Genomic DNA, 26,515 nt, shown 5'->3' on the forward strand with positions numbered 1-26,515 from the left:
AGGCTCAAAGTCGCCAGTTTTTTGTGCGACTTTGAGCTTTTCCAATAATTCAGCTACCGTGTTTTAAAACAACTTAACGAAACTCGCTATGTATATTAAAGACACCGTATACCAAGCACTTGCAGAGCTTGGCTACCCTGAGCAAAAAATCAAAACGGCACAAGCTCGAAAAATATCAGCAACTCTGTACCGTGCATTGCCAGATCATCATATCGATTCAGTGTTTGAGCGCTGCGAGCAGCTACTTGAATCAAGAGAATGGATGCTGAGTTTAACCGCTTTTGACTGGGCATTTAGAGTTAAAAAACAATATACCCCAAGCACATTTGAGGTGTTTGAACGCTGGCTACTCGAATACATAACCGATTGGTATGACTGTGACGATTTTTGCACACATGCTTTTGGTGAGTTAATCGTGCAGTACCCACAGTTAATAGATAAAACCCATGCTTGGGCTAAACATGGCAACTTTGCTGTTAGAAGAGCCGTTGCTGTGATCTTAATCTACCCGTTAAACAAAGGAAAATATCCTCAAAGTGCCCCTTTAAACGCGGCGGATCTCTTGCTCAATGATGGACACGACTTAGTGCAAAAAGGCTATGGCTGGTTACTCAAAGTGCTCTCTAAAACTTCACCCAATGAAGTCATTGGCTATCTCAAAACACATCACGAAGAGATGCCACGTGTGGCATTTCGATACGCACTCGAGAAACTGAACAAGCAAGCCAAAGCAGAGTTGATGTCACTGTAAAGCCAAGCTGTTCCCGTTATGGTAATTTTCGTTACGATCCTTTATTATTTTGTTACTTTATAACAATTGTGAGCGACCCATGATAACGATAACAAAGCTCTGTGATAAATACATTGAACAGGTTAAGCGCATCCAAATCGAACAGAATCAAATTGAATTTGCTGGCACTGCATCAGAATTTTTAGAAGAAATATGTGAAACCACGCATTTGCATGTCATAAAACATAAAGAGGAAGTGGTTGGATATTTTAAGCTTGACCTTGCCTATGCTAAAAAATACGATTTTTGCCCAGAAGAAGGCGTTGGGATCCGCGCATTTGTCATCGATAAAGATCAACAAGGCAAGGGCTTTGGCAAGCAGGCAGTTGGCGCGCTCTTCTCTTTTGTAAAAGCATGCTACCCACAATTTAATCAAATTTGCTTAACCGTCAACTGCCGTAATACCTTAGCTTATGAATGTTATAAAAAAGCAGGATTTACAGACACTGGCGAGAAATATTTAGGCAGTCCAGCTGGACCAAACTATATTATGCAGGGTTCATTAATTGACTAATACTGCAGATTGGTCGGATTCGAATATAAAAAATCTCTTATCTAAGTTAAAAATATGCACTTATAAAAAGTGCATATTCAATTAAAGACCTATAGATAGTCGACCTCTGCTAAACCACCATCACGGCGGCAACGATCTAAATCAGCTTGAAACTGAGCCCTAAAAATAGACTTTGATGACCATAAATAATTATAGTTATTTTTATCTATGCAAGTCACTAAAATAGTCATGTATGCATGAGCCGTTGATTGTACACCGAGTGTCATCGCCACAGCAGCTACACCACCAAATAACATTGATTTTAATTTCATTTTTATTAACTCCCTTGTTTAATTACTAATTTAATCTAGGAGGAAATATATAAATAATTAAAAAATCTGTAAATACAGAAAGTTAACTTTACAAAACTTTACCTTGTCGCAGTTGAAGGTTTATAAAATTCATGAAGCACCCAGAATAAATATGATATTAATATGACAAAAAAGTAGATAATAAAATAAAACAATCATGTACCAACAATATAAAAAAGTACGCCTACTTGGCAGGCGCACTTAAATTTTCGCACTAAATAAGCTTTATATCTGGAAAACCACCTTCGTTAAAACAGCGTGATAGAAAATAGTTTTGCTCTCTAGGGTTAGAGGCAGTAACAGACCATAACTCTATGAATTCAGAACGGTCTACACAAGTAATCAGCATGGTGCCGCTGCCTACTGATGCAGAAACTTGGTTACTTAAAGCTAAAGTCACTGCGGTAATAAAGCCAAACAACATTGATTTAATTTTCATTTATCAAAACTCCTTGTTTAATTTAGAAGTGAAAATATATATAAACAAAACATCAGTGTAAATAATAAACTTACAAAACTTTACTTCAAATTAAAACGAAACCCAAATACACTTTAATAGGGCTATTTATAATTTAGATACTAATTTATAAATAACGAAAAAAAATAATTGTATTGTACGGCATGCCAATTCTGAATTAACAAAAAAATTACACATTTTATCCACATTTGCGAATTAAGCTGGCTTTATGGGATACATCAAGCCACCAGAAGAATTGTATGATTGAGCATGCTAAATTTGATGAAATTGTCATTGCGAGCCACAACCTAGGTAAAACACGTGAGCTCAGCGCCTTAATAAAACCCTATTGTCACAAAATTCGCTCCGCACACACTTTGGAATTAGAGGAAATAGAAGAGACTGGCACCAGCTTTTGTCAAAATGCTCAATTAAAAGCGCTCAATATTGCTCACCTTAGTGGCAAAGTGGCAATTGCTGATGATAGCGGATTGTGCATAGATGCACTAAATGGCTTGCCAGGACTTTACACTGCAAGATGGGCCAAGCAAGCTGGCGGATTTGATGGTGCCATTGATCATGTGTTGACCCGCATGGCCTTAACACAAAAAAGACAAGCCAAAATGGTGTGTGCATTAAGCCTTGCTTATCCTAGTGGTGATGTTTGCTCTTTTGTTGGTGAATTACAAGGTACGATTAGTTGGCGTGCATCAGGGGGCAACCGCATTGGCTTTGAGCCAATATTTATCCCTCTTAGACAAAACTCAACACTTGCATCACTCCCCGTTGAGAAAAGAAATGCGCTTCACCCCAGAGCCAGTGCATTTAAGCAGCTAAAAGAACATCTTTTTTGCAAACCGGCAATCACACTGCACCAACCGCACAGTGAGGAGGTACTCCATGCCATTGTATGAGCAATATCTCGAACTTAATCTAGCGTCAGATCTGCAAATTGAACTCAAGCTCAGCTTAACAAGTAAATTAAATTCAACTCAGTTACAGAAAACACAAGCACAAGTTCAATTTTTGTATGACAGAATATGTGAAGTCAGCACAACAGAATTTGTAAAAATTATTCCTAATTTACTTTTTTGTCGTTTCAAGTGGCTTAATAGTATTGATATTACTTTGAAATCCCCCTTGCTTGAATGCAACCACAACCTTATCTGTCAAAGAAGTATTATTAAATACGAGACGCAAACATTTGGTACTGTCGATATTCTATTTGAGAACGAAAAATTTGGCATTTATTTGCTTAACATCAAAGCTGGTGAGTCAATCCCCGCACATATGCACCTTCAGATGGAAGAACATGAGCTCGTTTTAGATGAAGGCTTAATGTTTAATGGAGAAAATATAGAGCCAGGCAGTAGCTACGATTGGCCAAAAGGCGTGGTGCACGGTTACAACAACCTAAGTGCATTACCTGCTACTGTATTGTGTATAGATCGTCCTAAGTTTATTCCAGAGGATGAAATTATTGTCAATCATACAACCCCTTTAGAATCAGTAACCCCAGCCAACATCAATTACTATCAAGGTATCTAAGCAACATGAGCAAAACAGTTTTAGTCACAGGTGCCAGTTCAGGCATAGGCTATCAGGTGTGTAAAAAGCTTCTAAAACAAGGAGACAGAGTCGTTGGTGTCAGCAGAACCATAGATAAACGTCACCCATTGAATGCATTTGAACGTTTTATCCCATGGCGTTGCGATCTGTCAGATATCACGCAATCTAATTCTTTATTCCAATCGATAAATAAGAGTACCGGACCTATTAACGCTTTGATTTACGCGGCTGGCGTCTGTTATCACGAGCAATTTGGACAAACCAAACTCAAATCCATTACCGAACAACTGAATGTGAACCTAGTATCCGCACTATTACTTTGCGAGCAAGCAATTCAACATATGCCGCAAAACAGCGCAATTCTATTGCTCAGCTCGACACTTGCTGAAAAACCAGTTGCCACTAGTGCCGTTTACAGCGCATCAAAAGCTGGATTAGAGCAAATTATGAAAGCATCAGCGATTGCAGGTGCAGCCAAAAAGATTAGTGTGAATGCGTTAGCACTTGGTTGTGTAGATACCCCCATGTTGAGGCAACATCGAGGCGACAATTTACAGCAACAAGCACGACTTGACGCACTCGCTGATTTACACCCATTTGGGCTCGGCACGGTCAACGACATTGCTTTTATTATTAATAACTTACTATCTCAACCTTGGACAACAGGTAGCGTAATCAAGGCTGATGGCGGCCTCACCTTAACCTAGACAAACCAGTATGAATACAATCCCGATCACACTATTACAAAATATGATGCTTGCTTTTTGCAGCTCTGCCCCTCATTTGCCCATTGCCAATGCTGGGGGTGTCATCAAATTTGACCATATTGATGCCAATAAGCTCGTTGAGGCACAGCGGGCCGTGATGGCCTGTCACGCAAGTTTTGATTTTTATTTTCATCACACGCCCAGTGGTGTTGAACAGCATCAACATGCACATTGCGAGCGCTCCTATCCTATTACCGATTTATCCGCACTGTCTTTTGAACATGCAGAGCAAGTAGCCCGTGACAGAATAGAAACGCTATTTACGACTCCTATTTCTGCATTTGAGTACCCGCTACACAGAAGTGAAATTTTCATTCTACCGAATAATCAAGTTTGGCTAGCTTTTTTAGCCAATCATTTGATCTGTGATGGATACAGTGCATTTGCTTATTTAAAGCAAGTTGTAGACTATTACGATAAAGGACACACACCGACAAACACTCAATTTGAACCAGTAAAGCTTGCAAACCAACAAGCGCAATACCTGACATCAAACCAGTATCAAAAGGACAAAGCATTTTGGCTAAACCACTTAGCAACGCCTGTTGAATTCAGGCTCTTTTCACCAACAAACCCATTAAAAAGTAAAGCGATACACCTTTCTTTACCTCGGTCTCAACTCACACCAGCTGTTGAGTTTGCAAATCAACATGAGCTGAGTTTATCCACTTTGATGCTGACCCTTTGGATACGTCAATTAAACCAAGATTTTCCCTTATCTAATTCAAATCAACTGCGGGTTGGTTTGCCTGTCCACGGGCGAAAAAAAAGTGAAAGTAACTTAATTGCATTTATGGCGAATATGTTAGTTCATGAGTTTTCATTACCTGATGAACTCGATTTGGCAGCACAAGCGCAGCAAGTCTCAACACAATTAAAACAGGCGTATAGACATAAAAAACTACCGCCAGAACTACTGTATGAAGACCTTAAATTACCGCCACACATACCGTTAAGTGAGTTCAGATTTGGCTATATGGAACTGGAACAGCTGAGCGATACAGCGGGTATGCCGAGTTCATTCAGCTATGAGTCTCACCAACATCACAGCCTGCCGCTACAGTTGAATATTATTAATTTCCATGGTGTGGATCAGGTAGATTTTTTAATCGAATACAACCCTCATAACCTCAGTGAAGAAGACGTGGTTAAGCATATCCAATCTCTCTTTGACGCAATTAAAAACATCGCCAATAACTGATAAACCATGAAGCAAATACCAAAAGTAACCAACAAAGAAATTAGCAGGTTGGGCATCAACTTTATGGATGATCCTGCCAACTTTTTGATGACACTTGCAAATAAATTTGGTGATGTACTGCAGTTTAAACTCGGGCCATTTAAAGTCACTTTAATCTCTAATCCAAGCATGATCCAAGAGGTGCTTATTGGTAAAGTACAACAATTCCCAAAATCTACCCGTGAAACACAAATACTCAGTAAGGCCATCGGTCAAGGTATTGTCACTGCCGATCAACAAACACATAAGCCGCTACGTAAAATAGCCCAGCCTGCTTTCATGCATCGTCGCTTACAAAACTATCAAGACGTATTTGAGCAATATGCTTTAGAATCAGTTTCTGAGCTTAACCATGATGATACTGTCGACATGGCAGCCCAAATGGAAAGGCTATCTTTACAGATTACCTGCAAAACGCTATTTGACTTGAGTAAATCTGAGTTAAAAAAAACCAGCGCGGTGTCAGATGCGATGAATGAACTACATCATTTGCTCAGTAAAAACTTCGAAAGTGTAGTCAACTTTCCAGCTTGGTTTCCTTCTCCACTGAACCTGCGGATCAAAAGAACTCGTAAAATCATTGAACAAATCATTGATGAAATTCTCCACAAACGAAAGAGTGAGCCCTTCGTAGATCACGGCGACTTACTGTCATCCTTACTTGAAGCAACGGATGAAACAGGCAACTCACTGACCAATGAAAATATAAAAGATCATTTGATCTCTTATTTTATCGTCGGTCATGAGACGACCTCAAATAGCTTAATATGGTGCTGGTATTGTTTAGCAAAATATAAAGTTGAAGCCAGTAATGTATATAAAGAAGTGACCAATCACAAAAGTGGTGAGCCGTTGTCCTTTGATAAATTTCCAGCAACTCTGGCATTTATAAAAGAAGTATTAAGGCTCTTTCCACCTGTATGGCTCATAGGCGCAAGACGTGCCCGAGAAAATACAAATATAAATGGATTTAAAATAAAAAAAGGCGAAAAAGTATTCATCTCCCCTTTTGTTGCACATCGATTAAAAAGCAATTTTAATAAACCCGAACACTTTAACCCCAGCCGCTGGGAAAATGACCCCGATATAAAAAAAGGCAGCTATATCCCCTTCGGTGCAGGCCACAGAAACTGCATAGGGCAACATTTTTCGATGCAAGAGATGCTGAGTGTTCTAGTCACGTATTTAAAGCAGACAAGAATAGCGTTTTTAGATGAAGGTTTAGAACCATTGAATATTAACGCTAGATCGACGCTCTCCAATCATGATGGGTTGGTCATGAAAGTGAATAAGTTAATTGAGCAATAAAACTATAAAAAATACTATAAATATATATAATATACGCCCTTCTTACTTTCTAAATGGAAATACAAAAAAGTGAAATTAAAAAACATTATTAGCTCTCTTTTATTAGCGACTTCTCTTTTGTCTACTCAAGCTTTTGCAAATGGGTCGATTTTCCCAGAAGGATATGTTTCAAAGCTTGATACTTGGGTTTATGGCAGTGATGAGTATGGTGTTTGGGTGACTCTTACTGCTGGCGCAACAAATACCGGAGATTGCGGACTTACTTACTATCTACCTCATACTAGTGATAACAAACAGCTTGTTTATGGTGCATTGCTGTCTGCTCAAGTTTCACAAACACGAGTTCGACTTCAAAGCTCCACAGACCCTGTGGCCAAAAATAAGCTAGGTATATGCAGAGCGAGCAGAGTTACTTTATGCCAAGGCAATAGCTGTAGCTAACAACGCAGCGCACTAAATTAATTTGTAAGGAATGAAGAAGTTAAAGGTAGCATTTTTTAAAGAGTGACCTTAATTTAATCACTATTTTCGAAAAAGCCTCCATAATTTACCAAAAAGAGTGATATTTACTCTCTCATTCCCTCTTTTTAGATATTAAATAAAAATGTTGTATTTAACGGCATTAATTAAAGTATTAAAGAGAAGGTTGTGGCTTATTTTCCACAACACTTCTTGTATTTTTTCCCATTACCGCAAATGCAAGGATCATTGCGGCCAATTTTTGGAGAGGTTCGCATCACAGGTTGCGCAGGTGCACAACAACTTGAACTGCTGCAACAAGATTCAGCATTTGGGCTTTTAGAGTTTGTCAAAATGAATACTACCAATTAAATATTAATAAGAGGACAAAATGGTTCTCGAAACTTGTTCTTCGAAATAAGGCTCAGGTATACGTAATATCACGACAGTCACAAAGGCTAGATACTAACATAGCTTTGACATTCGCTGTTCCTTAAATATGGTTTCTATTTAGTTAATCTAAACTCTATTTATATTCAATTTAAGTCAAGTCTGTTTTCTCTTATCGTCAGTGGGCTGAATTAAACTTAAAGAATTTATATGATTGAACTGACCAAAAAAACAATAACTATTTAAACCCCAGTAGAGCTCGTATTTGACCATGCTATCAACATGGAAAACGACAAGTTTTAGTTTTCTGATGTCATTGCAATACGGGTCAATGACACTCAACCATGTGCAACCGTTGGAAAAACCTAACATGAAACCTTGGCTATTGCAGGTAGCGATCAGACGCTCATCATAGAGGTCGTAGAGTGTGAAAAAAATACTTCTTTTGTCACCCAAGGGGGTTTAGTTGGTATTTTACCAAGATGACTGTCTGCTTTTGTGCCAATGAACTTGGCTGCCTTAAGCTATCACAGCAGAGAGCCAGCGCTTAATGAGCAATCAGCGATTATTACAGAGTTGCGCGAAAACCTAGTGCCTAGAGCTGAAACAGGGCTTATTCGACTGAAACGCTTGTTATAGAGCTAATAAACACACGTACCAGATCAAATAAAACGTCTAATAAGTGGATATGGCATCATATTGAATTGATTTTTAAAAGCCCTATGTGCTTTGATGGTAGCAGTTCACTCTGCATACAGTTGGTATGCTTTTATTTTTCTACAAAAAGGATTGGTAATGAAAAAAATAGTTAGTTTATTGGTATTCATGATGTCTTTAATGGCATTCAATTCTCTGGCTTCTGTTATTGGTGACACTGCGACCATACACAGAGCATATCCCAATATATATACAAATTATGTACCTCCGGTTTCAACGGTTGTTACTGCTGACGCTACCGATGCAGTAATGCTTCAATCTCATACTTTAATCAACATCAACAATGGCACCATTACAATTGATTTTCAAAACTCTAGCCGTTTTGTTGGAGCTGATGGACATACATTTGACGGCTATATTTTTAGAGGGTTTAGCTTTCCAATTACTCAGGCAAACCTGATTAGAAGTGATATTCAAACTACACATGTGACGTTTGACCAAGATAATATATATATCGATATCTCCGGGGGCTTCTCTTCCGGTGACAAGATTATCGTGTCTTTTGATGTAGAGTCTCCTGCACGAAATGCCTTCATTAATATAGATAATCTTGCACCAAGTTTGACACTTCCTGTCGAAGGGGGCTTGGTTAATTTCGACAAGTCGATGCAAAACCTAGGTGGGACAGCGGCAACCTATGAAATATACGTGCATTTAGTATTCCCAAATGGCCAAGTACGCCCCCTAAATACACCCCAAATTTATACACTTCAACCTCAGCAACAAAAAATAAGCCAAGGGTTTGGAGTGGACGTTAAACCCTGGTTCCCTCAAGGGCAATATTCTGTCGTATATACAGCAATCGACACATTTAACGGGCAATTTTATACAGCCTCAGATGTATTCTTGAAGCAGTAAACGATTTGCCACAGCAAATAATTTACTGCTAATACAGCAATCTTGTTAAAGCCCTTGGCTCCCAAGGGACTTTACCAGCATTTCCCAATTTTGTTTTTCTTCTGGCGTTGCAGAAATCATCGAACCAAATAAGTTAGTTGAAGCTTTTGCAACTCCACTAAACTGTAAGGTGTATTTGTCTAATTGCTCAAGCGCAGGCTTTGCCTGCTCTTCGAGATAAGGTTCTGGCATATCCATTGTGAGAATTACTCGAGAGGTTTTACCAGCCAGCAGTGGTACTGGTAATGGATTATCTTGCTCATATCTAAAAGCAAAATGAGGTAAAAAAGATCTATCAAAAAGCCCTTTTAATTTTGCAGGTAACCCGCCCCACCATATAGGTGAAAAAATCACGATATGCTCAGCCCATAAAGTCCATTTTTGAAAGTCTTTTAAAGCTGGCTCTAAATCCTGCTCAGCATCATAACCAAAGTCTAAGCTCAGATTAAACATCATTTCAGATAAATTGACATGTTTCACTTCAAAGTACTCTCTCGCTTCACATGCATATATATCCGCTAAATGTTGGCAAAAACTTGTGGATTTAGGGTTACCATTAAGCACCAGTATTTTCTTAGTCATTTTCGTCATCTCTAATTTCAAAAGTCGATGACAATTCTAATCTCTCCCCCTAAGGGCAGAGTCAAGCATTGAAGGACAGGAATTGATCGCCGATAAACAAGCATCCACTCTTCCTATTCGGTCTTGTAATGTTTCTTTTTGCTGGTTTAAGCGATGCTTAAGCTTTATCAAAAAACCTTCAACTTTTGACCAATCAACTTCTCCATTGTTATATACAATCACAGCTTCAAGCTGAGAAAGCGTTGAGCCCAAAGATTTTGCCTCTTTTATCAAATTTAACACTTCGACGTGTGAGGCATTGTAATACCGATATCGCCCCTTTCGAGGTGGTACAGAGATCAACCCCCGTTCTTCATACAAGCGGATTGCTTTAACAGAAAGCCCTGTTTTTGAGGCCACTTCTCCAATATACATAATACTCTCAGATCTCTTATGGTTATGCTGCCTGTACTTCAAAACTTTAGACAGGATCAAAATAATAATTGGTGCAATAAGCGCCCTGGTATACTTGCTGCAATAATAGCTGAAACAACTGTCCCAATGTAAGCACCAGTCATACAGTGAACATGGAGCTGCTTGTTTTTTGTATAAATGGCATAAGTTCCAAGACTTACAGATACAATCACCAATATTGCAAATAAATGTAGCTAGGTTAGGCTACCTGTAGGTTGGATAAAAAATGAAATGAAAGAGGTTATAAGCATTAAAATTACCCAAATTCGGCCAAACAGCTTATGTATTGCAGTTCCTTTTTTCATTACCAAATTCAATAAGCCCAATACAATCGTAGGAATTACTGCAAATAAATGTATTAAAATAGACAGTGAGATATCCATATGCACCCTTATCACCAAACGCTTCCGTGCTCTATAGCCAAACGAGCTCCCTGACTAAAAATCAGGCTACCCTCACCCTAAAATACTTATGAGAATTTTGCAAAGTTAATTCAGAGGAGCTCAACCTTATATAGTTGATATGTAGTAGTTTAGGATCTTACAGCTCAGACAGAAGGCCTCTCGCCTAAAAATTTACCTTTACTATATAAACTTTTGGAGAAATAAAGTTAATCACATAATAAATAAGAATCTATCAACACTAGGATTGTAGTCTATTCCGCAATAGGTAAATAAGGCTGTTTTTTAGAAGGTTACATAGTTAATCTCGAAGAGTCAGTAAGAACTGTAGCGTGCAGAAAAACAGTTTTATAGGGCCTTGTTTCCTAAATAGTTGAACTTCTGACCTTTTGCGTGATCAGATCAAAAAAACATAACGTAACTCAAGCCACCATGACAAAGAAAATTAAGAACTGGTCTGCCTATAACCGTGCGTTGATACAGCGTGGCAATATTGCTATTTGGCTCAGCGACGACGCTATTCAACAATGGCAAACCGTAGAAAAACACGGTGGGCGTGGTCGTTCAAATAAATATACTGACTTTGCAATTGAAACTTGCCTGACACTTCGGTCTGTCTTTAATTTGCCACTTCGAGCACTTGAAGGGTTCGTTAATTCACTCCTCAATTTAATGGATGCACCTATTCATTCCCCTGGTTACAGCTGTTTGTGCAAGCGAGGAAAGACACTAGATGTTCAATATCGAACCAAGCCAACCACGCAGGGATTTATTGATATTGTTGTCGATAGCACCGGCCTAAAAGTCTATGGTAATGGCGAATGGCATACCCGAAAACACCGAGCCAACAAGCGTCGAACTTGGCGTAAATTGCATTTAGCGATAGATGCAACCAGTCATGACATTGTCAGTGCAGAGCTATCAATGGTGAATGTATCGGATGGTGAAGTGTTAGGTGATTTACTGCGGTCATTACGGCGAAATGTTGACCGAGTTACAGGCGATGGAGCTTATGATACACGTGATTGCTATGATGAAATTGCGGCTAAAGGTGCCGTGGCACGGATCCCCCCAAGGGAAAATGCCCAATATTGGGAGAAAGGTCATCCGAGAAACAGCGCCATAATATTAATGCATCAACTTGGTTTAAAACACTGGAAGGAAAAATCTGGTTATCATGAGCGTTCGCTGGCTGAAACAGGCGTTTATCGTTTTAAACAGCTTACGGGTGACAAATTAACAAGCCGCACCTTCAACAGCCAACACACAGAAGTAATGATTAAAGCCAAGGTGATCAACACGATGAACAGGCTAGGTATGCCTGAATATCAGTAAAAATGACAAGACAGCTAGGAAGAGCATATTTGATCAACAAGGCCGTTTTATAGCAAAAAAGATACGCTTAAACATTAAAGTAAATCAAAATATTAATTGATAAAAAAATATAATATTACCCCCTAAAAAAAGACAGGCTTATTTAACTTATACTAAATTCAAAATTAAATGCCATTAAAATATTTTTAATGGCATTTAAGCGTTTTAAAAAGTAAAATTCACTTGCACAGGATAATGGTCTGACAACTCATTATAGTAGCCATTATGATAATAACGACCTGAACTCAGATTCCAATTCCCTTTTAAGTAACTCCAATACCAGTTTTGAGTTGCTTTTGGATAACGCACAACCATGTTCGGATTATTTTTAGGTTGCTTATAGTCTTGATGCCAAAATACGTAATCTAAAGTGTCATTGTAGTCCAAGCTATAGTCAAAATAGTATGCATTAGCTTTAGTAAACCAGTTATGTTTAGCAGAAAATGAGCCGACTTCTGGTGTTTCAAAGTTTAGGTTGCTACGAGCCGTTGTAAGCATATCCCTAATTTCACCCTGCTTACTCCACTCTACATTCATATCACCACCTATTATCACAGGCTCACTGGTAGGAATGTTTTCAGACTTAATAAAAGATTGAATTTCATTTAGCTGTCCCATACGTACACGGTGCTCTTGTTCTGTATTTCCATCATGAGTAGCTTGTAAGTGAGTACCAACTATATGATAATATTCACCGCCTTTATTAATCTTGACATAGGCAAATCCTTTATTGGCAAGGTAATCCCAACTACCGCTCAAACTATTTGTAAACACGTGTGCCTTTTGTGAAACAATTGGATATTTGGAAATGATCACTACCCCGCCACGAATTACAAAGGGGCTATTAGAACAATTCCCAGTTAGGCTATCCCACCCACTGCCACTACAATCTTGTCCCACATTAGGCGTTTGGTATGGGTACATGTCTGACAAGGCAGATAACGCTTGCTCAGCATCATCATTAAATACTTCATTGACAAGAATAACATCTGGACTGTCATTCAATGATTTAATCACCGTAGGCAATCGCTCAGCTCTGTTGCTTTGATCCCAATCTTGAACGTTTAACTGCATAATATTGTAGGCCATGACCTTAAGCGATTGAGCCATACTCTGAGTGCTCAACAATATCAAAACGCAAAATAGGGTTAGTTTGATCTTCATTTTTTCTCCAGTACTTCATTATTTTTTAGGTTTCGCTGAGAAACTCATGCATTAGCGCACTTATAAGACGCCATACGACGTTATAAATTTCGGTACAAGAAGAATAAGCTTTGAAAGTGTCTCTCTTATTTCAAAAACTTGTTATTTAAATGAAGGTTTTTATTTTTACACATGACAATTTAAAGGATTATTTATTACATGAAAAAATAGTATTGTAATCAATTAAAAATGATGATTTCAATTTTAAAAAATATAAAAGTTCGCTTGTTCACTAAATTAAATAATATAAAACCGCCCTGAACACCTGGTTATTTTTCAACCACACCAAAGATGACAAAACATATTTAAATTATGGAAAGTTAAACAGCTTACCGAGCACTCTATGAGCATAGAATGTTATATTGCTTTATTCGGTGCCATGTTTGTTAGAAATATCATCTCAGGGTCAGCAGTGTTTACTATGACCACCGCTCCTATAGCTGGAGGCTTTCAGCGTGGTGCCGCAATGATATTGGGACTCATCATAGCTGATTATTTTTTCATACTCTTGGCGATATCAGGTCAGGCTTTTATAGCAGAGTCTATGGGCAATACCTTTACGGCAATCAAATATATGTGCCGCTTACTTAATTTAGATGGGTATAAAGCTATTTAAAGCAACCCCCTTTGTCTATTCGCACCAAGCACCATAGTTAGCTTTAATTTTGGTTCAGAGTAATAGTTTGAGAGACTAACAACATAACCACTGAAAGTCCTTGGGAATAAGGCACCTTTCTTTTAAAAAATGAGATGCCTTCACCTAACAGGTTAGAGTTTATAATATGCTAACTAAATTTCTTGAACCGCTAAATACAAGTCACTACATTCGCTTACACACTCTAGCTTCAGATTATTAGCATCTACAGCCTTTAAACTAAAATCAGATGCAGTGAAATTCTGCCCCCCTGTATTTTCTACTGAAGTAACTTTAAGAAGCACATTTCCTTTTTCGGGATCAGGTACTCCCATTACAGTGAGATTACCCTTTACTAAGCCTATACCAGAGCTGCCTTTTTTTATTGCCGTAATCGACACATGATAAGTTTTGGTACTGCTGTATACGACCCCTCCAGCGAACTGCTCAACAAAGAAATTCGCCAATTCCTCATTTTTAAGATCTTTAGGGGCTGTTAAATTTAACACTTGCGGCTGTTTGTTTTCAGTTGACGTAACATTGCCACCCATAACAAGATTATTAATCGGAAAATCAGGATTATATGATGCTGTAGTGCTCGTAATACCAGTATAAATCGACCACGGTGTTTTATTTACGAGAGCATTCCCTAATCTACTGTTTATAAATGTTTTATTTTGTGCTGGCACAATATGCGAAGAAGATAGATGCTTGGCAACGTGAGAGTTAACAAAAGTAACTGGACAATCATAACGCCCAGCAACAGATGTCGTGCCATTGATCACCGAATTGTTAAACACGATTTGTTTATTTGGTGGTGTGTCCGTTACGTGATCTCCATAAATACAATATACACTTCCTTCGGTATTCAGGTTATTTACCACAATATCCGACTCTGCCCCAGGGGGGATACAAATATCACTGTTTACATAACCTGAAGTACAATCGTTTAATCGGATCCCCCTTACACGCATATTGCTTGTTTGTTGGGTAGACACTTTGTTAAAGATGGTAAGCGCTCGACTCGCATTTGGCATATCATGCTGTAACGATATATCTATATCACTAAATTCGATCGCGCCGTTTTCACCTTCAACAGTAGATTTATTTAAGGAAAAGCCCGCTTGGCTTTTTTCCGCTGTACCAGATGCAACTAAATTCAATTTAATATTCGAACAAACATGGCTTCGCCCTCCAGCTAAATCCAGGCTTCCGCCGCCTAACGTACCTTTTTCATAAACAAAGATGCGGGACAACTCTGTTGGCAAGTCATAATTCTGGACCAGCTTAAAACTAGCCTGAATATTCTCACAACTGCCATATCCACCAAGGTTCACCGTCGCTGCATTAGATTCTGCAATTGTGCCTGATTTAACTGTAACGTCAGAAACACCATACACGAAAAAGCCTCTATGGATATTCGTTACTGTTAGATTATTTACAAGTAAATTGTCACCAGAACATTGGCAAACTAGACCATACCCTAAATACTCAACTGACTGATCAAAGGTCATTTCCGTGTTGTCTAAATGAATATTATCTAACAAGATATCTTTAGAACGATATTTTGACTTTTTCCCATGCTCTTCATAATGAGACAAATTCGTTGTTACTGTCACACCCGTGGTATTTTTTCCTACTACGTTTCCGCCTCTGATATTTTGGCTACCAGACTCTTTATGGCTGATGTTTAGTAAAGTCAACGAATCTCCAGTTTGTGCTTTTTCCGCATTTGCATACCCTTTGATCTGGTCGAAGTAGAAGCCATTGGTGCCTTTGCAGTCAAATAATATGGCGTGACCTTGGCGAGACACTGAGTCTAATACTGGCGGATCAACTCGTAGCTCTGCACCACCCATTTTAATGTTGACGTCATTGTGGCCATCGGTTGAGAAATAAACGGGCGATCCTGTTGTAGCGCTTGCCGCGGTTAATTTATAAGATTTTTTCGCGGACAAATCGAAAGTTAACTGATTTTGTAATGTATACGCCCAATATTTAGTTAAAGCTAAGGTATCGTCTGCTAGACCATCACCTATTGCACCAAAAACACATGCGTTAGTCTCATTACTTGGCTGCAGTAATAAGCATATTGATAACGTCTCATTGATTTTAAAATTTGCCCCAATATAACAACCATCTATGAGCTGCCCATCTATGATATCGCCATCATTTTCATTAACTTTTTCTAAAGAGTATACTGCTCTACCAGCTCGACTTTCATGACTATTCCATACGACTTGAATAAGTGTATTTTCGTTGCACATTGCACTAAGCGATGCGTACTTCTCTTCTTTTAGTGACATGATTGCATCAGCGAGCGTTTTATATTCTCTCACAGGCTGCATAACTATATTTTCCATTGCTCCCACACTAAACTCCTTTGTATCTATAAGTAAAACTGATAATTCAACTTGAGATATAAGCCCATTTATGTGCGCAAAAACGCAACAATATTGATAATATGCCATATCTCGAGTTGAAGTTATTTTCATTAATCTAATGCGTAATCTGAAGGTCAATAATGACCTAGAGCGATTGGGTGGCCAGTGCATACTTGAAATACGCTATTGCTATCAAAACTATTTTATTCGAATGCTTTTTATTCAATCTTAAAACCTATATATTGATAGCCCTTGCCTTTTAGCTCAGACAAAAGTTGTTACCAATATTCACGGAGTACCTTGTGACCATAGAAAGTTATTTTGCGTTATTTAGCGCGATGTTTATTGTAGGTATTATCCCCGGTCCAGCGGTATTTGCGATTACCACCGCATCTATGGCAGGTGGCTTTCGACGAGGTGCAGCAATGACATTGGGGCTCATCATAGCTGATTATTTTTTCATACTCTTGGCGGTATCAGGCCTGGCTTTTATAGCTGAGTCTATGGGCAGCACCTTTGCGATAATCAAATATATATGTGCAGCTTACTTAATTTGGATGGGTATAAAGCTATTTAGAGCCACACCTTCTATCGATTCGCAAACGGCACCAGCAACCAAGCACCATATAGATATTTTAGCTGGCTTTTTATTAACCATGAGCAATCCAAAAGCCATTATATTTTACGTTGCACTGTTCCCCGCTTTTGTTGACTTTCACACCATTAGCATGGCTGATATTTTTGGCATTTTTATCTGTGCTACCTTAGCGTTTGGCTCAGTCAACCTCGGGTACACATACCTCAGTGCAAAAGCAAAAAAGTTTGTTTCTACATCAAAGAGAATGCGTATTTTTAATCAACTTGCGGGGGGATTATTGTCAGCTTCAGGGGTGGCTGTTGCAGTGAGAACATAATCTAATACAAACTTAACTTTCAAGGATAGATAAATATGGAGCTGTTGCTTGGGGTTATCGCGTTTACAACGTCTCTGATCGCAGCCATCGTTGGTTTTGGCGGCGGCATGCTATTGATTGCTCTCCTACCATTATTTTTAAATCCAGTGCTGGTGATCCCCATACATGGACTCACTCAAATCACCAGTAACGCATCTAGAGCATTGTTTTCACTTTCTGACGTTAAGTGGTCGCTCCTTCCCGCTTTTTTAGTAGGCTCTATACTTGGTACAGTGCTATTCGGTATGATTTTATACACCATGCCAACAACCTATATTCCGCTTGCAATTGGCCTTTATATACTTTTAAACCTTTGGTATTCGCCATTTTCAAATTTTATTAAGCGTTTCGAGAACTTTTATATCATTGGTGCCTTACAAACAGGATTAGGGCTCATTGTTGGTGCCACTGGGCCATTATCTTTAACTGTACTGACTAAGCAGCTCCAATCTAAAGATCAAGTTGTTGCCACCAGCGCTGTATTTATGACGTTCAGTCACCTTGCCAAAATTCCAGTATTTTTGCTGGTTTCATCTGAGCTGCTAGAAAGTGGCTACCTAATTATCGCGATGATATGCGGTGCAATATTAGGATCTTACACAGGTACTAAGGTGCGATTTTCTATGGACAATAATAAACTTATCGGCGTGATTAAGCTCTTGCTTAGCATTCTGGCAATCAACATGATGATATCTGTAATCATCCAATCCCATTAACGTATTTATTACGATCAGTAAAGTACACCGTTACCCAGTTTAAACACAATACTAATGTCTCAAGCTATTCACTCCATACTCCATCCATATTCTTAGCATATAATAAAAAAGATTTAGATAAGATAGAGAAACATCATGCGCTTGATCCCATACGCTCTTTTGAGCCTGGCCACTTTAACTGGGTGTCAATTTAGCGAAAATGACACACCTGAAGTTACAGTAGTAACACCAGCTCCTGAAGTACAAAGTAACTTAGAAATCACTGAGATATCAACGGGCCCACTCGATATGCTGGCTCCAAATGATACCGTCAAAACATTCTACACAGTTGATGTAACAGGTTTTGATAATGTTGACGTCGAAGTTCACTTTTACTTAATGCACTCAGACGAATTAGACTCACAAAGTGAGCAAGAAGCCGCCATTGAAGATATTCAACAAATCGCGGTTGTTGAATTAACAGGGCTTTCAGCAGGTACTAGTGAGCATGAGATTGAGCTGACATTACCCAATTCGCTAGAAGGTGGTAACTACCACATTTTGGCGCAAATAGACCCGAATGATTTACACGTTGAAGATATTGAAGAGGACAACCACCCTTCAGTTGACCACGAGCCACATTTAGAGGGTAACTTCCCGCATGCGGATATTGTCGTTCGCGAACAAGCAGGCCACGATTATAAATTACTTGGCGCTGAATTCGGCCAAGCGGCGCTTATCTTAGATACACCAGATGCCAATAATGGCACAAGTGACCATCACTCCGATCTTATCGGATACTTTGAAGCTGACTATGAAGGCACAAACTTAGGCCTTTCTCATATTAAAGCAGAAGTCATGGTCGCGGGTAACTGGGTTGAAACACATTTTTGGGATGCAACAGTAGGCCAATATACAGACACACTTGCGCATGAATTCAGAGCTGAGTTACACGACGAACATATTGGTTTTGATATCGCATTAGAGCCTGAGTTAATTCAAAGCTTACATGACAATTACAATGCCGATTCAGAAAATACACTTGAGTTGAGATTTACTTTGATTGATGCCGCCCAAGATGCGGAAACAAACACAGACAACAACCAAGTACTGACCTCAATTCCGTTTTATTTCTTTGAGCAAGAAGACACCACACAAGCACCTGCAAGCCGCGCAGCTAGGTTTACTGAACAAGCAATCGTGCCCGCTTCTGTGGGCCTGGCCAATATCAACTTCCAAAGTGAATTTGATAAGTCATACGGCGACAAGTCTAAATTTAGCGTTGGTGTCGACTTACAAGGTCAATTATTTATTGTACCTACAGGCGATCCTGGTGGCCGTATTACAGGTGAAGGTACCGTTGAAGCTTATTTTTTCAATGCTAAAAATACCCTATTTAGTATTTCATACAATGGTAGCGCTTATATTAGTGGCCTAAATACTGGTTATGAATCAGAAATGATTATCTTCAATAACGTGGTTTTCGAAGATGAAAAATTCACAGCCAAGTATGAAAAGTCATGGGAGAAAAAGTGGGAAGAAGACAAGACTCTTGCCCAAGCAACCTTCACTGTTGGCCCTATTCCGATTAAAGTGGAAGCAGGTGTTACTGGTAACCTAGGCTTTGAACTGACAGTTGGCTACAACGCAGAGCTGTATGCCGAAGGGGATTTATTCCACGTAGACTTTGGTGCTTTTGGGCGAGGCGGCGTCAACCTATTAGTTGCTTCAGCAGGTGTACAGGCGATCTTAACTTTAATTGATAACACATTTGCGATGGAATCAAATGCAGGTTTTGCCCTCCTCACCAACAACAGCTCTAACCCACATATTTACTATGGTATTGAACTAAAAAATGACCTAGATGTTATTTCAGGTAAGTTTGGTTTATATGCAGAAACATATGGCGTTAAATGGTGTAAAAAGTGGGGGATCCCTTACCCTTGTGGTAAGAAGACATCTCGCTATGATCTTTGGTTATATCAAACCAACAGTGTGTTTGATAAATCTTGGACAATTTACTCCAAAGAAGGTGAAATCGATCTATGATCACGCTTAATAAAGCGATGCTAGCCAGTGCACTTTGTGCACTGGCTGTTTCAAATACAGCCAATGCCAGCTGCTCTGCACAATACAATTTTGAAATTGATACACACACTACCTTTAATTACGACAAAGTAAGTGACCAAGGCCAACAAACCCATATTAAGCTCAACGGCATACTCTCGATAAAAGCAGCAGAACATAACGACGAGGCTGGTTGGTGGGCCATCAAAGCAGACAAGGTGACAGCAGGTCAAGGACAGTTTGCATCAGAGCTTGCAAGCTACACACTTCCTTTTGCTTTTAAGTTGGCAGACAACGGGCTGGTTGCAGACTTTTGGTTTCCGGTACAACTTGACACGCAAACACAAGAGCAACTCAAAGGTCTAGCGTATTACTTTCAGTTTCAACGCAACATTTCTGAATTAGTAAAAAAAGAACAAGATACGCTTGGATCCTATACAGTCTCGTATCAATTTAAAGATGCTGAAATTACCCTAAACAAACACACCTATGCGCTGCATAATAAATCACAAGCCGCTGTGCAAACAGTCAGTGTGGCGTCATCGGGCCACCACATTACCCCTAACGAATGCTTTTTTACGCATCGTAGAGGACAAGAGATACTGCTATTTTCTGGTCAATCACAAAGCTTAAATTTAAAGACCAAACAACACTATCAATTTAGGCCTACAGATTCAGCATTCCCATCAGCGCTATTTACCATGCCGGTGGCATTGGAAAACTGGCCAAGCGCAGAAAAAACAATCAGCGAAGATGAACTTGAGCAACTCAAAAAGTCATTACATAGCTTAGTGAGTCAAGGCAATTTAACCGATATTTCCGCCTATGACTTAGCCAAGCAACTGAGTCAATTTGACGCGGTGATACGCTCTTTAGAATCGGTCTTTTTACAGCAAACACTCTCAGATGAAGCACAAATGCGATTGTTTAATGCATTAGGCCAGCTCGATAGTGCAAATAGCCAACTACTGCTTGGCCATATATTGGTTAAAGCAGAGAAAGACCCATTAATGCAATTTCGCGCACTGCGCGCACTTTCTCAAGGACAAAGCCCGCTGAGCCCCGAGCTTGGAGCGTTACTCACCGAGCAAATCGAAGCAGGCTTTTCTAGCTTAGATTCAGAGGTGACCAGTAGCTTTTATATGACCATAGGTGCCATGCTTAATAGTAGAGCTGCAAATGCACAGTCCGCTCAGCTGCATAATGTATTGTCTGAACAATTATCATTGGTCACCGAAACCAATATCAAATCAGCGCTTATTACCAGCTTAGGTAATAGCCGTGATGAGCAACACTTTAACCAAATTGACAGTTATATAGATGATACCGATAAAAGCGTGCAACGAGCCTCTATTAGGGCACTTGGCATGATGCAAACTGAACAAGCTTACACGAGCTTAGAAAAGCAGCTTGCGAAGCCTCAGCATCAAAACCAAGTTACGCTGCTAAAAGCTTTATCAAATTATGAGCTCAAACCTGCTGCCAGCGACGCGGTGCTTGCAATCGCAGTTAACAACCCCGCCGCAGAAAGTCGTTACGCAGCTATTCAGGCACTGGCAACACAAAAACGCCAAGACGGCATTAAAGCCACCTTAAGATCAGCTTTAAAAAAGGAAACGTCTAAGCGTAATTTTAAAGCCATTGTTGAGTTGCTTCACAGCACAAAACAAAACACCCCATAAACTTTCAAGTTGTGGCTGCGTCTAACTATTTGTTAGTCGAAGCCACACTTAATGTCTTTTCAATGCTTCGCACTCTGCTAATTTGTATTGACTTAGGACCGACCAATGACATTCCACTCGCCCACCCCGATTATCCGCAGCTTTGATAGACAAGCTACACACGCCTTTTATATCGAGTTTTTAGAATTTAAAATAGACTGGCAACATCAGTATCAAGCCGACTTACCTTTGTATATGCAAATATCAAAAGATGCCTGCATAGTGCATGTGTCAGAGCATTATGGTGATGCATCTTGTGGGGCGAGTATTAGAATTGGCTGTGATGAATTGAAAGCTTATCAAGCACAGTTAATTCAAAAACAGTTTAAGCATGCTCGCCCCGATATTGTCGAACAACCATGGGGCCTTGAAATGACCATATCAGATCCATTCGGTAATAGGCTTGTCTTTTTCCAAACCGCTAAGTAAATGGTGAGTAAGATAGCGCTTTATAAATTATGGCTGCGCGGCTAGTCTTTCATTTGCTCAATGGCAACAATCTCTGAGCGATTCATTGTGAGCTTGTATCGCTCCAGCTGCGAGTCCTCACCGGATTTAAAGCGCATCACTAAGTTAATTTGATAACGACGCTCGACAGAGTTTTTTGACACTTTGTGCCCTTCAAGGCTATACAGCTTTCCAGCCCCTTTTTTTAAATAGCGCGCAAACGAGCTCATATTAAAAGTGATTCTTTGCTGTACTTCTTCATATCCAGGTAAAAACTCATCTATTTGTACCTGATTTTTACAACTGAAGTGCAAAAGGTTCGCTTCTTGACGGTTTTGCCTGCCACGCTTTTTAAGCAGCTTATCAACATCCTCCGGAATATCTTTCTTTTTGATGTGCTCTAACCAAATGGTTTGCGTGCATACAGTTTCGTCATTAACTGAGTTTTTAAATTTGTTACGCCACTTTGGCCTACCTTTTTGTACTTTACGCCACGCCCATTGCGTCAAATCATCTTTAAAAGTTTCCCTTAAACCGTAGATCACACCTAACAGCGCAATAAGGGCAACGGTAATTTCTTCAAAATTAGAGCGCGCATTCAACACCAAATACATCACAAACGCCATGATCACCGCTGTCACTGCACCACGAGCAAGACGTTTTAAATTCGCACCCAAGTTGGCCGTTTCTCGATTAAACACTACGCCATACTCAATCAACCTTTCCAATAAGCGCATTTTGTTGGTAATGCGATTTGGGTCGTCCAGCGTCACCTGTGAATTGTAACTTTGCTTTTCACGATAGAGATTTTCTTGTTTACAAAAATCTATCACTTCCCCTCGCTCTTTACTAAAATCGCTTGATTTCGGGCCTCGTGCCAGCAATTTCAAAAAAGCTTGTTCTGTGTGCCAACTTAAATAATTGTCAGCATTTTGAAAGTAGGATTTAAGTCGATTATCCGGTGGCGTGTAACGTCTTAGCTTCACCAAAAGCTTTGCGCTTTGCTCGACTAGTTCCATGGCGGCTGGGTAAAACTCCTCAGCTTGCTTGAGCTTTAAGGTTTGCTTAACATCTGCATCTAACGCAATGCGAATTTGATAGCAGAATAAGTTCAGGTTAACGCGATAATCACTTTTTTGCCCTTTGCTTTGGCTTATAAAACGGCTGCGCACTAATGGTAAATGTAACTGCTCAGAATAATAGGCACTGTGACATTTAATATTGGCATTAAAGTAATCGACTTCGTTTAAGGTGTTTGCGTTGATCCCCATATCGATTGGAATGGAAAAGTATAGATCAAGCTGGTTTGTCTCTTTTGGCAGGAGCTGATAGTTGATTTTAAATGATAGGCTTTCGTCTTGGCTTAGTTTTGCTTTGCTCACTCGAATAATTTCCCTCCTCTTGTTTACACTTGACAAGTATAACACAAATCCTTTTCTAACATTGGTTTAAGCTGTTAAAAACTCAAGTATCACGACAAAAATTCATTATGCTAAGATTGCCAATACGAGGATAATGTACCTTTTATTTTATAGGAATGAACATGTCAGATACACAACAAGAAACCCTCTCTGAGTTTATTGAACGTGCTACACATCGAGGTGAATCTATTGAATTTGAACACACCATTCAACTTATCGATAGCCTGTATGACTTTACACCTTGCGCATTTAAAAATGGTGAGCAAACTAACGACGCAGGGACAAATCTAGGATCATGCAAGATTCTCGCTTTTGCAAAGCAGCATAATTTATCAGAGCAAGCCACATTACATTGTTTTGGCCAATACTACCGTCACGATGTTCTTAAAAACCCAGATGGCGATGACCATGGCAATATCAGAAACTTTATCAAATCTGGTTGGGATGGTGTTTCTTTTCAAAATAACCCGCTAATTACACGTGCCTAACGCCATAATTTAAGGTTCTATGAGCAAAACTACTGATCGGTTTATCAGCCAATACGTACAGTTACAAAACACTATTTTTGGCATCATTATGGATCAAGTAGATACATCTAGAATCATAGAAATGGCTTGGGAAGACAGAACGCCGTTTGAGGCCATACAGCGGTTGTATGGCCTCAATGAAAAAGCAGTTATTAATTTAATGCGCGCAGAGCTTAAAACGAGCAGCTTTAAACTTTGGCGAGAAAGAGTATCAGGTCGAAAAACCAAACACTTGAAACTACGCTCACCCGAGGTGAACCGTGGATATTGCCCAACCCAATATAAGCAAAGGTAATATATACCATTATATTTTATTTCAGCGTGACAAGTATAGGAACGACTTGTCACCATCTAGTCAATAGTAATATCGACATCCAAATCGCAATATTTGGATACGCTCACTCCCCTTCTTCATTTTCCTTGCACACTTAGTCGCTAATTTGGTCACAGTAAAAAACCAATTTAAACATTGGGTTAAATAATAAGCGCTCAATTATTCATACCACATGGTAAGGACTCACTCCATGCGTATTAAATTTCCAAAATTCACCAAAATGACAGTCGTACTGGCTGTTTCGATGGGTGCACACGCTTCCAGTTATGCGTGCACAGGGCTTGATAGCAGCATCCATGTCGCCACCAATACCATGCATAACGGCATGATGACCTATCTGTCTTTTACACTCACCAATAATCAGCATACATTGCATGCGCTAGGTGGTGATAGCTTCGTTAAAATGACATATGGCAACACCTGCGAAATGTTCGATATCAGTAATTACAATGGTGTACAGGTCAATTTGAGTAATTATGGAAATACATACAACGGCCAAAGTCTGCATACCCACCAGCTGATCCATGGTGGCAATGGTGATGATGTCATTAGAACAGGCAATAAAGTAGACTACGTTTACTCAGGAGCAGGAAATGACCAGCTGTACACCTTTGGCGATACAGATATCGTAGATGCAGGCGACGGTATAGATTGTGCTGAAGTAGGCACCGCAGGCTCTATCGCTCAGCGCCCTGAAAATCATGAGTTATCGAGCTGTGCTAACTTCTCGACGATAATCAGTAAAACCCAAAGCTGCACTGGCGGCGGCACGCTATTCACAGACTATTATGTCAATGGTGTTTGGGGCATTCAGTCAAAGATCAACAGTGTGAGCTACACGTTTGAGCAATATGGTGAACTGGTTTTTGTTAACGCAAAGCTTGGTAACTCAACCGCCTGCTCAACACCTAACACCTCAAATATCGACCTTATTTTTGCCAAATTGAGTAGTGGTAACGATACCTTGAATGCCTCAGCGGTGACTTACAACATGACTGTATATGGCCTTGAAGGCAAAGATAATATCACCACAGGCAGCGGCCATGACTGGGTATTTGGTGGGAGCGATAAAGATACCATACGTGGTGGTGCGGGCAATGACTGGTTGATGGGCGACTCGCGCATTGAAACAGACAAACGTGGTATTGTATTTACCCTTCCTCTTGGCAGTAGTGCCACTGCACAAGATAAAGTATACGGGCAAGATGGCCATGACGTGATTTTTGGTAATGGCCATTCAGATCACCTTGAAGGTGGTAATGGTGACGATCTCGTTTTTGGTAATGCCGGCGATAAAGATCGCTTACATGGTAACAGTGGTGACGATATCTTGGTTGACTCTGGCGGGAACAAGTGGAAAAAACGCGCTAAATTATGGGGCGGAAGCGGTAACGACATCGTGTTATGTGAAGATGGTGACTGCGAACTATTTGGCGGCGGCAGCGCAGATTTTGTTGCTAGTTTCTCGCAATATAACCATGACATAGGCTTATATGGTGGGGATGGAGGTGATACGCTTTACAATCGCGGCGATCAATACCCAGAAGGCTCCGGCGGCGGTGGAAATGACCGATGCCATGGTCCATGTGACCTGATTAGATCAACTGGATCTGGCATTGGCGGCGATAGTATTGAAGCCGCGGCCTATTATGCTGCAGGTGTCATGACCGCTGTATACGAGGGTGCGATTGATATGCGTAACTTCAGTGGTAACCACAGCGATTTCAGTAAGCGCATCGCTGATTTAGTTGACCAAGCTGCTCTCGATTACTGGCAAAATAACCGTCACCAGTCAATCTATGTCATTGAAGGTAGGAAATAACTAAGAACCCTTAACTTGGTAGCCATCTTTGCGCTACCA

The 26,515-nt window shown here is 39.8% G+C and carries 27 protein-coding genes; 20 read left to right on the forward strand and 7 right to left on the reverse strand.

The window, feature by feature from the left end; genetic code table 11:
• Positions 1-88 precede the first annotated feature (88 nt).
• Positions 89-751, forward strand: coding sequence for a DNA alkylation repair protein (locus S4054249_RS13305; RefSeq protein ID WP_046356722.1), 663 nt, complete (start codon positions 89-91; stop codon positions 749-751).
• A gap of 79 nt (positions 752-830) precedes the next feature.
• The gene (locus S4054249_RS13310) at positions 831-1,304 is read left to right on the forward strand and encodes a GNAT family N-acetyltransferase (protein ID WP_046356723.1); all 474 of its coding nucleotides are present in this window, start codon (positions 831-833) and stop codon (positions 1,302-1,304) included.
• 89 nt (positions 1,305-1,393) lie between these two features.
• On the opposite strand, the gene S4054249_RS13315 is transcribed toward S4054249_RS13310, so the two are convergent.
• Both S4054249_RS13315 and S4054249_RS13320 read right to left on the reverse strand, forming a co-directional pair.
• Positions 1,394-1,615, reverse strand: a complete 222-nt coding sequence (locus tag S4054249_RS13315; RefSeq protein WP_039608023.1) for a hypothetical protein — start codon at positions 1,613-1,615, stop codon at positions 1,394-1,396.
• 253 nt (positions 1,616-1,868) lie between these two features.
• Positions 1,869-2,093, reverse strand: coding sequence for a hypothetical protein (locus tag S4054249_RS13320; RefSeq protein WP_046356724.1), 225 nt, complete (start codon positions 2,091-2,093; stop codon positions 1,869-1,871).
• A 278-nt stretch (positions 2,094-2,371) separates the two neighbouring features.
• Here S4054249_RS13320 and S4054249_RS13325 point away from each other — a divergent pair, with 278 nt between their 5' ends.
• The 8 genes from S4054249_RS13325 to S4054249_RS13360 all read left to right on the forward strand — a co-directional run bounded on the left by S4054249_RS13325 (position 2,372) and on the right by S4054249_RS13360 (position 9,419).
• Positions 2,372-3,025 (forward strand): non-canonical purine NTP pyrophosphatase, encoded by a 654-nt coding sequence (locus S4054249_RS13325; protein ID WP_052961001.1) that lies wholly within the window; start codon positions 2,372-2,374, stop codon positions 3,023-3,025.
• Positions 3,012-3,659: a cupin domain-containing protein gene (locus S4054249_RS13330; protein ID WP_052961002.1), complete on the forward strand. Its 648-nt coding sequence runs from the start codon at positions 3,012-3,014 to the stop codon at positions 3,657-3,659. Before S4054249_RS13325 ends, S4054249_RS13330 begins: the two co-directional genes overlap by 14 nt.
• Before the next feature lie 5 nt (positions 3,660-3,664).
• Entirely contained in the window at positions 3,665-4,387 is a 723-nt protein-coding gene (locus S4054249_RS13335; protein ID WP_046356725.1) for an SDR family NAD(P)-dependent oxidoreductase, read from the forward strand.
• Between the two features lie 10 nt (positions 4,388-4,397).
• Positions 4,398-5,648 (forward strand): condensation domain-containing protein, encoded by a 1,251-nt coding sequence (locus S4054249_RS13340; RefSeq protein WP_046356726.1) that lies wholly within the window; start codon positions 4,398-4,400, stop codon positions 5,646-5,648.
• Between the two features lie 6 nt (positions 5,649-5,654).
• Positions 5,655-6,995, forward strand: coding sequence for a cytochrome P450 (locus S4054249_RS13345; RefSeq protein WP_046356727.1), 1,341 nt, complete (start codon positions 5,655-5,657; stop codon positions 6,993-6,995).
• A gap of 69 nt (positions 6,996-7,064) precedes the next feature.
• Positions 7,065-7,436, forward strand: a complete 372-nt coding sequence (locus tag S4054249_RS13350) for a hypothetical protein (RefSeq protein ID WP_052961003.1) — start codon at positions 7,065-7,067, stop codon at positions 7,434-7,436.
• Between the two features lie 207 nt (positions 7,437-7,643).
• The gene (locus tag S4054249_RS26950; RefSeq protein WP_046356728.1) at positions 7,644-7,826 is read left to right on the forward strand and encodes a hypothetical protein; all 183 of its coding nucleotides are present in this window, start codon (positions 7,644-7,646) and stop codon (positions 7,824-7,826) included.
• Positions 7,827-8,639: 813 nt separating this feature from the next.
• The gene (locus S4054249_RS13360) at positions 8,640-9,419 is read left to right on the forward strand and encodes a hypothetical protein (protein ID WP_069949147.1); all 780 of its coding nucleotides are present in this window, start codon (positions 8,640-8,642) and stop codon (positions 9,417-9,419) included.
• A 45-nt stretch (positions 9,420-9,464) separates the two neighbouring features.
• Here the strand turns inward: S4054249_RS13360 and S4054249_RS13365 are convergent, their stop codons facing one another.
• Positions 9,465-10,040, reverse strand: a complete 576-nt coding sequence (locus S4054249_RS13365) for an NAD(P)H-dependent oxidoreductase (RefSeq protein ID WP_046356730.1) — start codon at positions 10,038-10,040, stop codon at positions 9,465-9,467.
• A gap of 36 nt (positions 10,041-10,076) precedes the next feature.
• Entirely contained in the window at positions 10,077-10,454 is a 378-nt protein-coding gene (locus S4054249_RS13370) for a MerR family transcriptional regulator (protein ID WP_046356731.1), read from the reverse strand.
• Positions 10,455-11,326: 872 nt separating this feature from the next.
• Here S4054249_RS13370 and S4054249_RS13380 point away from each other — a divergent pair.
• The gene (locus S4054249_RS13380; protein WP_069949093.1) at positions 11,327-12,229 is read left to right on the forward strand and encodes an IS5 family transposase; all 903 of its coding nucleotides are present in this window, start codon (positions 11,327-11,329) and stop codon (positions 12,227-12,229) included.
• A 204-nt stretch (positions 12,230-12,433) separates the two neighbouring features.
• On the opposite strand, the gene S4054249_RS13385 is transcribed toward S4054249_RS13380, so the two are convergent.
• On the reverse strand, positions 12,434-13,432 hold the full coding sequence (locus tag S4054249_RS13385) for a sphingomyelin phosphodiesterase (protein ID WP_046354995.1): 999 nt from the start codon (positions 13,430-13,432) through the stop codon (positions 12,434-12,436).
• 382 nt (positions 13,433-13,814) lie between these two features.
• Here S4054249_RS13385 and S4054249_RS13390 point away from each other — a divergent pair, with 382 nt between their 5' ends.
• Positions 13,815-14,087: a LysE family transporter gene (locus S4054249_RS13390; protein WP_052960885.1), complete on the forward strand. Its 273-nt coding sequence runs from the start codon at positions 13,815-13,817 to the stop codon at positions 14,085-14,087.
• Between the two features lie 173 nt (positions 14,088-14,260).
• Here the strand turns inward: S4054249_RS13390 and S4054249_RS13395 are convergent, their stop codons facing one another.
• The gene (locus S4054249_RS13395) at positions 14,261-16,468 is read right to left on the reverse strand and encodes a hypothetical protein (RefSeq protein ID WP_145925028.1); all 2,208 of its coding nucleotides are present in this window, start codon (positions 16,466-16,468) and stop codon (positions 14,261-14,263) included.
• Positions 16,469-16,791: 323 nt separating this feature from the next.
• Between S4054249_RS13395 and S4054249_RS13400 the strand changes: the two genes are divergently transcribed.
• From S4054249_RS13400 to S4054249_RS13420, 5 genes are all read left to right on the forward strand, one after another.
• Positions 16,792-17,403 (forward strand): LysE family translocator, encoded by a 612-nt coding sequence (locus S4054249_RS13400; RefSeq protein ID WP_046354993.1) that lies wholly within the window; start codon positions 16,792-16,794, stop codon positions 17,401-17,403.
• Positions 17,404-17,438: 35 nt separating this feature from the next.
• The gene (locus tag S4054249_RS13405; RefSeq protein WP_046354992.1) at positions 17,439-18,158 is read left to right on the forward strand and encodes a sulfite exporter TauE/SafE family protein; all 720 of its coding nucleotides are present in this window, start codon (positions 17,439-17,441) and stop codon (positions 18,156-18,158) included.
• 135 nt (positions 18,159-18,293) lie between these two features.
• Positions 18,294-20,186: a hypothetical protein gene (locus S4054249_RS13410; RefSeq protein WP_046354991.1), complete on the forward strand. Its 1,893-nt coding sequence runs from the start codon at positions 18,294-18,296 to the stop codon at positions 20,184-20,186.
• The gene (locus tag S4054249_RS13415; RefSeq protein WP_046354990.1) at positions 20,183-21,886 is read left to right on the forward strand and encodes a HEAT repeat domain-containing protein; all 1,704 of its coding nucleotides are present in this window, start codon (positions 20,183-20,185) and stop codon (positions 21,884-21,886) included. The genes S4054249_RS13410 and S4054249_RS13415 overlap by 4 nt, the downstream gene beginning before the upstream one ends.
• Before the next feature lie 105 nt (positions 21,887-21,991).
• On the forward strand, positions 21,992-22,354 hold the full coding sequence (locus tag S4054249_RS13420) for a glyoxalase superfamily protein (protein ID WP_046354989.1): 363 nt from the start codon (positions 21,992-21,994) through the stop codon (positions 22,352-22,354).
• Between the two features lie 41 nt (positions 22,355-22,395).
• Here S4054249_RS13420 and S4054249_RS13425 read toward each other — a convergent pair whose 3' ends face one another.
• Positions 22,396-23,754, reverse strand: a complete 1,359-nt coding sequence (locus tag S4054249_RS13425; RefSeq protein ID WP_046354988.1) for a hypothetical protein — start codon at positions 23,752-23,754, stop codon at positions 22,396-22,398.
• 161 nt (positions 23,755-23,915) lie between these two features.
• On the opposite strand from S4054249_RS13425, the gene S4054249_RS13430 reads away from it, so the two are divergent.
• From S4054249_RS13430 to S4054249_RS13440, 3 genes are all read left to right on the forward strand, one after another.
• Positions 23,916-24,281, forward strand: coding sequence for a HopJ type III effector protein (locus tag S4054249_RS13430; protein ID WP_046354987.1), 366 nt, complete (start codon positions 23,916-23,918; stop codon positions 24,279-24,281).
• 88 nt (positions 24,282-24,369) lie between these two features.
• Positions 24,370-24,615 carry a TIGR03643 family protein gene (locus S4054249_RS13435; protein WP_046354998.1) on the forward strand — a complete coding sequence of 82 codons (246 nt, stop codon included), beginning with the start codon at positions 24,370-24,372 and terminating at the stop codon, positions 24,613-24,615.
• 229 nt (positions 24,616-24,844) lie between these two features.
• Positions 24,845-26,476: a calcium-binding protein gene (locus S4054249_RS13440; RefSeq protein ID WP_052960883.1), complete on the forward strand. Its 1,632-nt coding sequence runs from the start codon at positions 24,845-24,847 to the stop codon at positions 26,474-26,476.
• The last annotated feature ends 39 nt before the right edge of the window (positions 26,477-26,515 follow it).

This window comes from Pseudoalteromonas luteoviolacea, from assembly GCF_001750165.1.
Taxonomy (GTDB): Bacteria; Pseudomonadota; Gammaproteobacteria; order Enterobacterales; family Alteromonadaceae; genus Pseudoalteromonas; species Pseudoalteromonas luteoviolacea_G.

Excerpts from the sequence above, each read along its gene's own strand:
- S4054249_RS13345 (WP_046356727.1), top strand. The coding sequence starts at position 5,655 with ATGAAGCAAATACCAAAAGTAACCAACAAAGAAATTAGCAGGTTGGGC.
- S4054249_RS13360 (WP_069949147.1), top strand. The coding sequence starts at position 8,640 with ATGAAAAAAATAGTTAGTTTATTGGTATTCATGATGTCTTTAATGGCA.
- S4054249_RS13365 (WP_046356730.1), bottom strand. The coding sequence starts at position 10,040 with ATGACTAAGAAAATACTGGTGCTTAATGGTAACCCTAAATCCACAAGT.
- S4054249_RS13310 (WP_046356723.1), top strand. The coding sequence starts at position 831 with ATGATAACGATAACAAAGCTCTGTGATAAATACATTGAACAGGTTAAG.
- S4054249_RS13340 (WP_046356726.1), top strand. The coding sequence starts at position 4,398 with ATGAATACAATCCCGATCACACTATTACAAAATATGATGCTTGCTTTT.
- S4054249_RS13420 (WP_046354989.1), top strand. The coding sequence starts at position 21,992 with ATGACATTCCACTCGCCCACCCCGATTATCCGCAGCTTTGATAGACAA.
- S4054249_RS13415 (WP_046354990.1), top strand. The coding sequence starts at position 20,183 with ATGATCACGCTTAATAAAGCGATGCTAGCCAGTGCACTTTGTGCACTG.
- S4054249_RS13390 (WP_052960885.1), top strand. The coding sequence starts at position 13,815 with ATGAGCATAGAATGTTATATTGCTTTATTCGGTGCCATGTTTGTTAGA.
- S4054249_RS13320 (WP_046356724.1), bottom strand. The coding sequence starts at position 2,093 with ATGAAAATTAAATCAATGTTGTTTGGCTTTATTACCGCAGTGACTTTA.
- S4054249_RS13335 (WP_046356725.1), top strand. The coding sequence starts at position 3,665 with ATGAGCAAAACAGTTTTAGTCACAGGTGCCAGTTCAGGCATAGGCTAT.
- S4054249_RS13380 (WP_069949093.1), top strand. The coding sequence starts at position 11,327 with ATGACAAAGAAAATTAAGAACTGGTCTGCCTATAACCGTGCGTTGATA.
- S4054249_RS13315 (WP_039608023.1), bottom strand. The coding sequence starts at position 1,615 with ATGAAATTAAAATCAATGTTATTTGGTGGTGTAGCTGCTGTGGCGATG.
- S4054249_RS13440 (WP_052960883.1), top strand. The coding sequence starts at position 24,845 with ATGCGTATTAAATTTCCAAAATTCACCAAAATGACAGTCGTACTGGCT.
- S4054249_RS13305 (WP_046356722.1), top strand. The coding sequence starts at position 89 with ATGTATATTAAAGACACCGTATACCAAGCACTTGCAGAGCTTGGCTAC.
- S4054249_RS13405 (WP_046354992.1), top strand. The coding sequence starts at position 17,439 with ATGGAGCTGTTGCTTGGGGTTATCGCGTTTACAACGTCTCTGATCGCA.
- S4054249_RS13430 (WP_046354987.1), top strand. The coding sequence starts at position 23,916 with ATGTCAGATACACAACAAGAAACCCTCTCTGAGTTTATTGAACGTGCT.
- S4054249_RS13435 (WP_046354998.1), top strand. The coding sequence starts at position 24,370 with ATGGATCAAGTAGATACATCTAGAATCATAGAAATGGCTTGGGAAGAC.
- S4054249_RS13330 (WP_052961002.1), top strand. The coding sequence starts at position 3,012 with ATGCCATTGTATGAGCAATATCTCGAACTTAATCTAGCGTCAGATCTG.
- S4054249_RS13325 (WP_052961001.1), top strand. The coding sequence starts at position 2,372 with ATGATTGAGCATGCTAAATTTGATGAAATTGTCATTGCGAGCCACAAC.
- S4054249_RS13370 (WP_046356731.1), bottom strand. The coding sequence starts at position 10,454 with ATGTATATTGGAGAAGTGGCCTCAAAAACAGGGCTTTCTGTTAAAGCA.
- S4054249_RS13385 (WP_046354995.1), bottom strand. The coding sequence starts at position 13,432 with ATGAAGATCAAACTAACCCTATTTTGCGTTTTGATATTGTTGAGCACT.
- S4054249_RS13395 (WP_145925028.1), bottom strand. The coding sequence starts at position 16,468 with ATGGAAAATATAGTTATGCAGCCTGTGAGAGAATATAAAACGCTCGCT.
- S4054249_RS13410 (WP_046354991.1), top strand. The coding sequence starts at position 18,294 with ATGCGCTTGATCCCATACGCTCTTTTGAGCCTGGCCACTTTAACTGGG.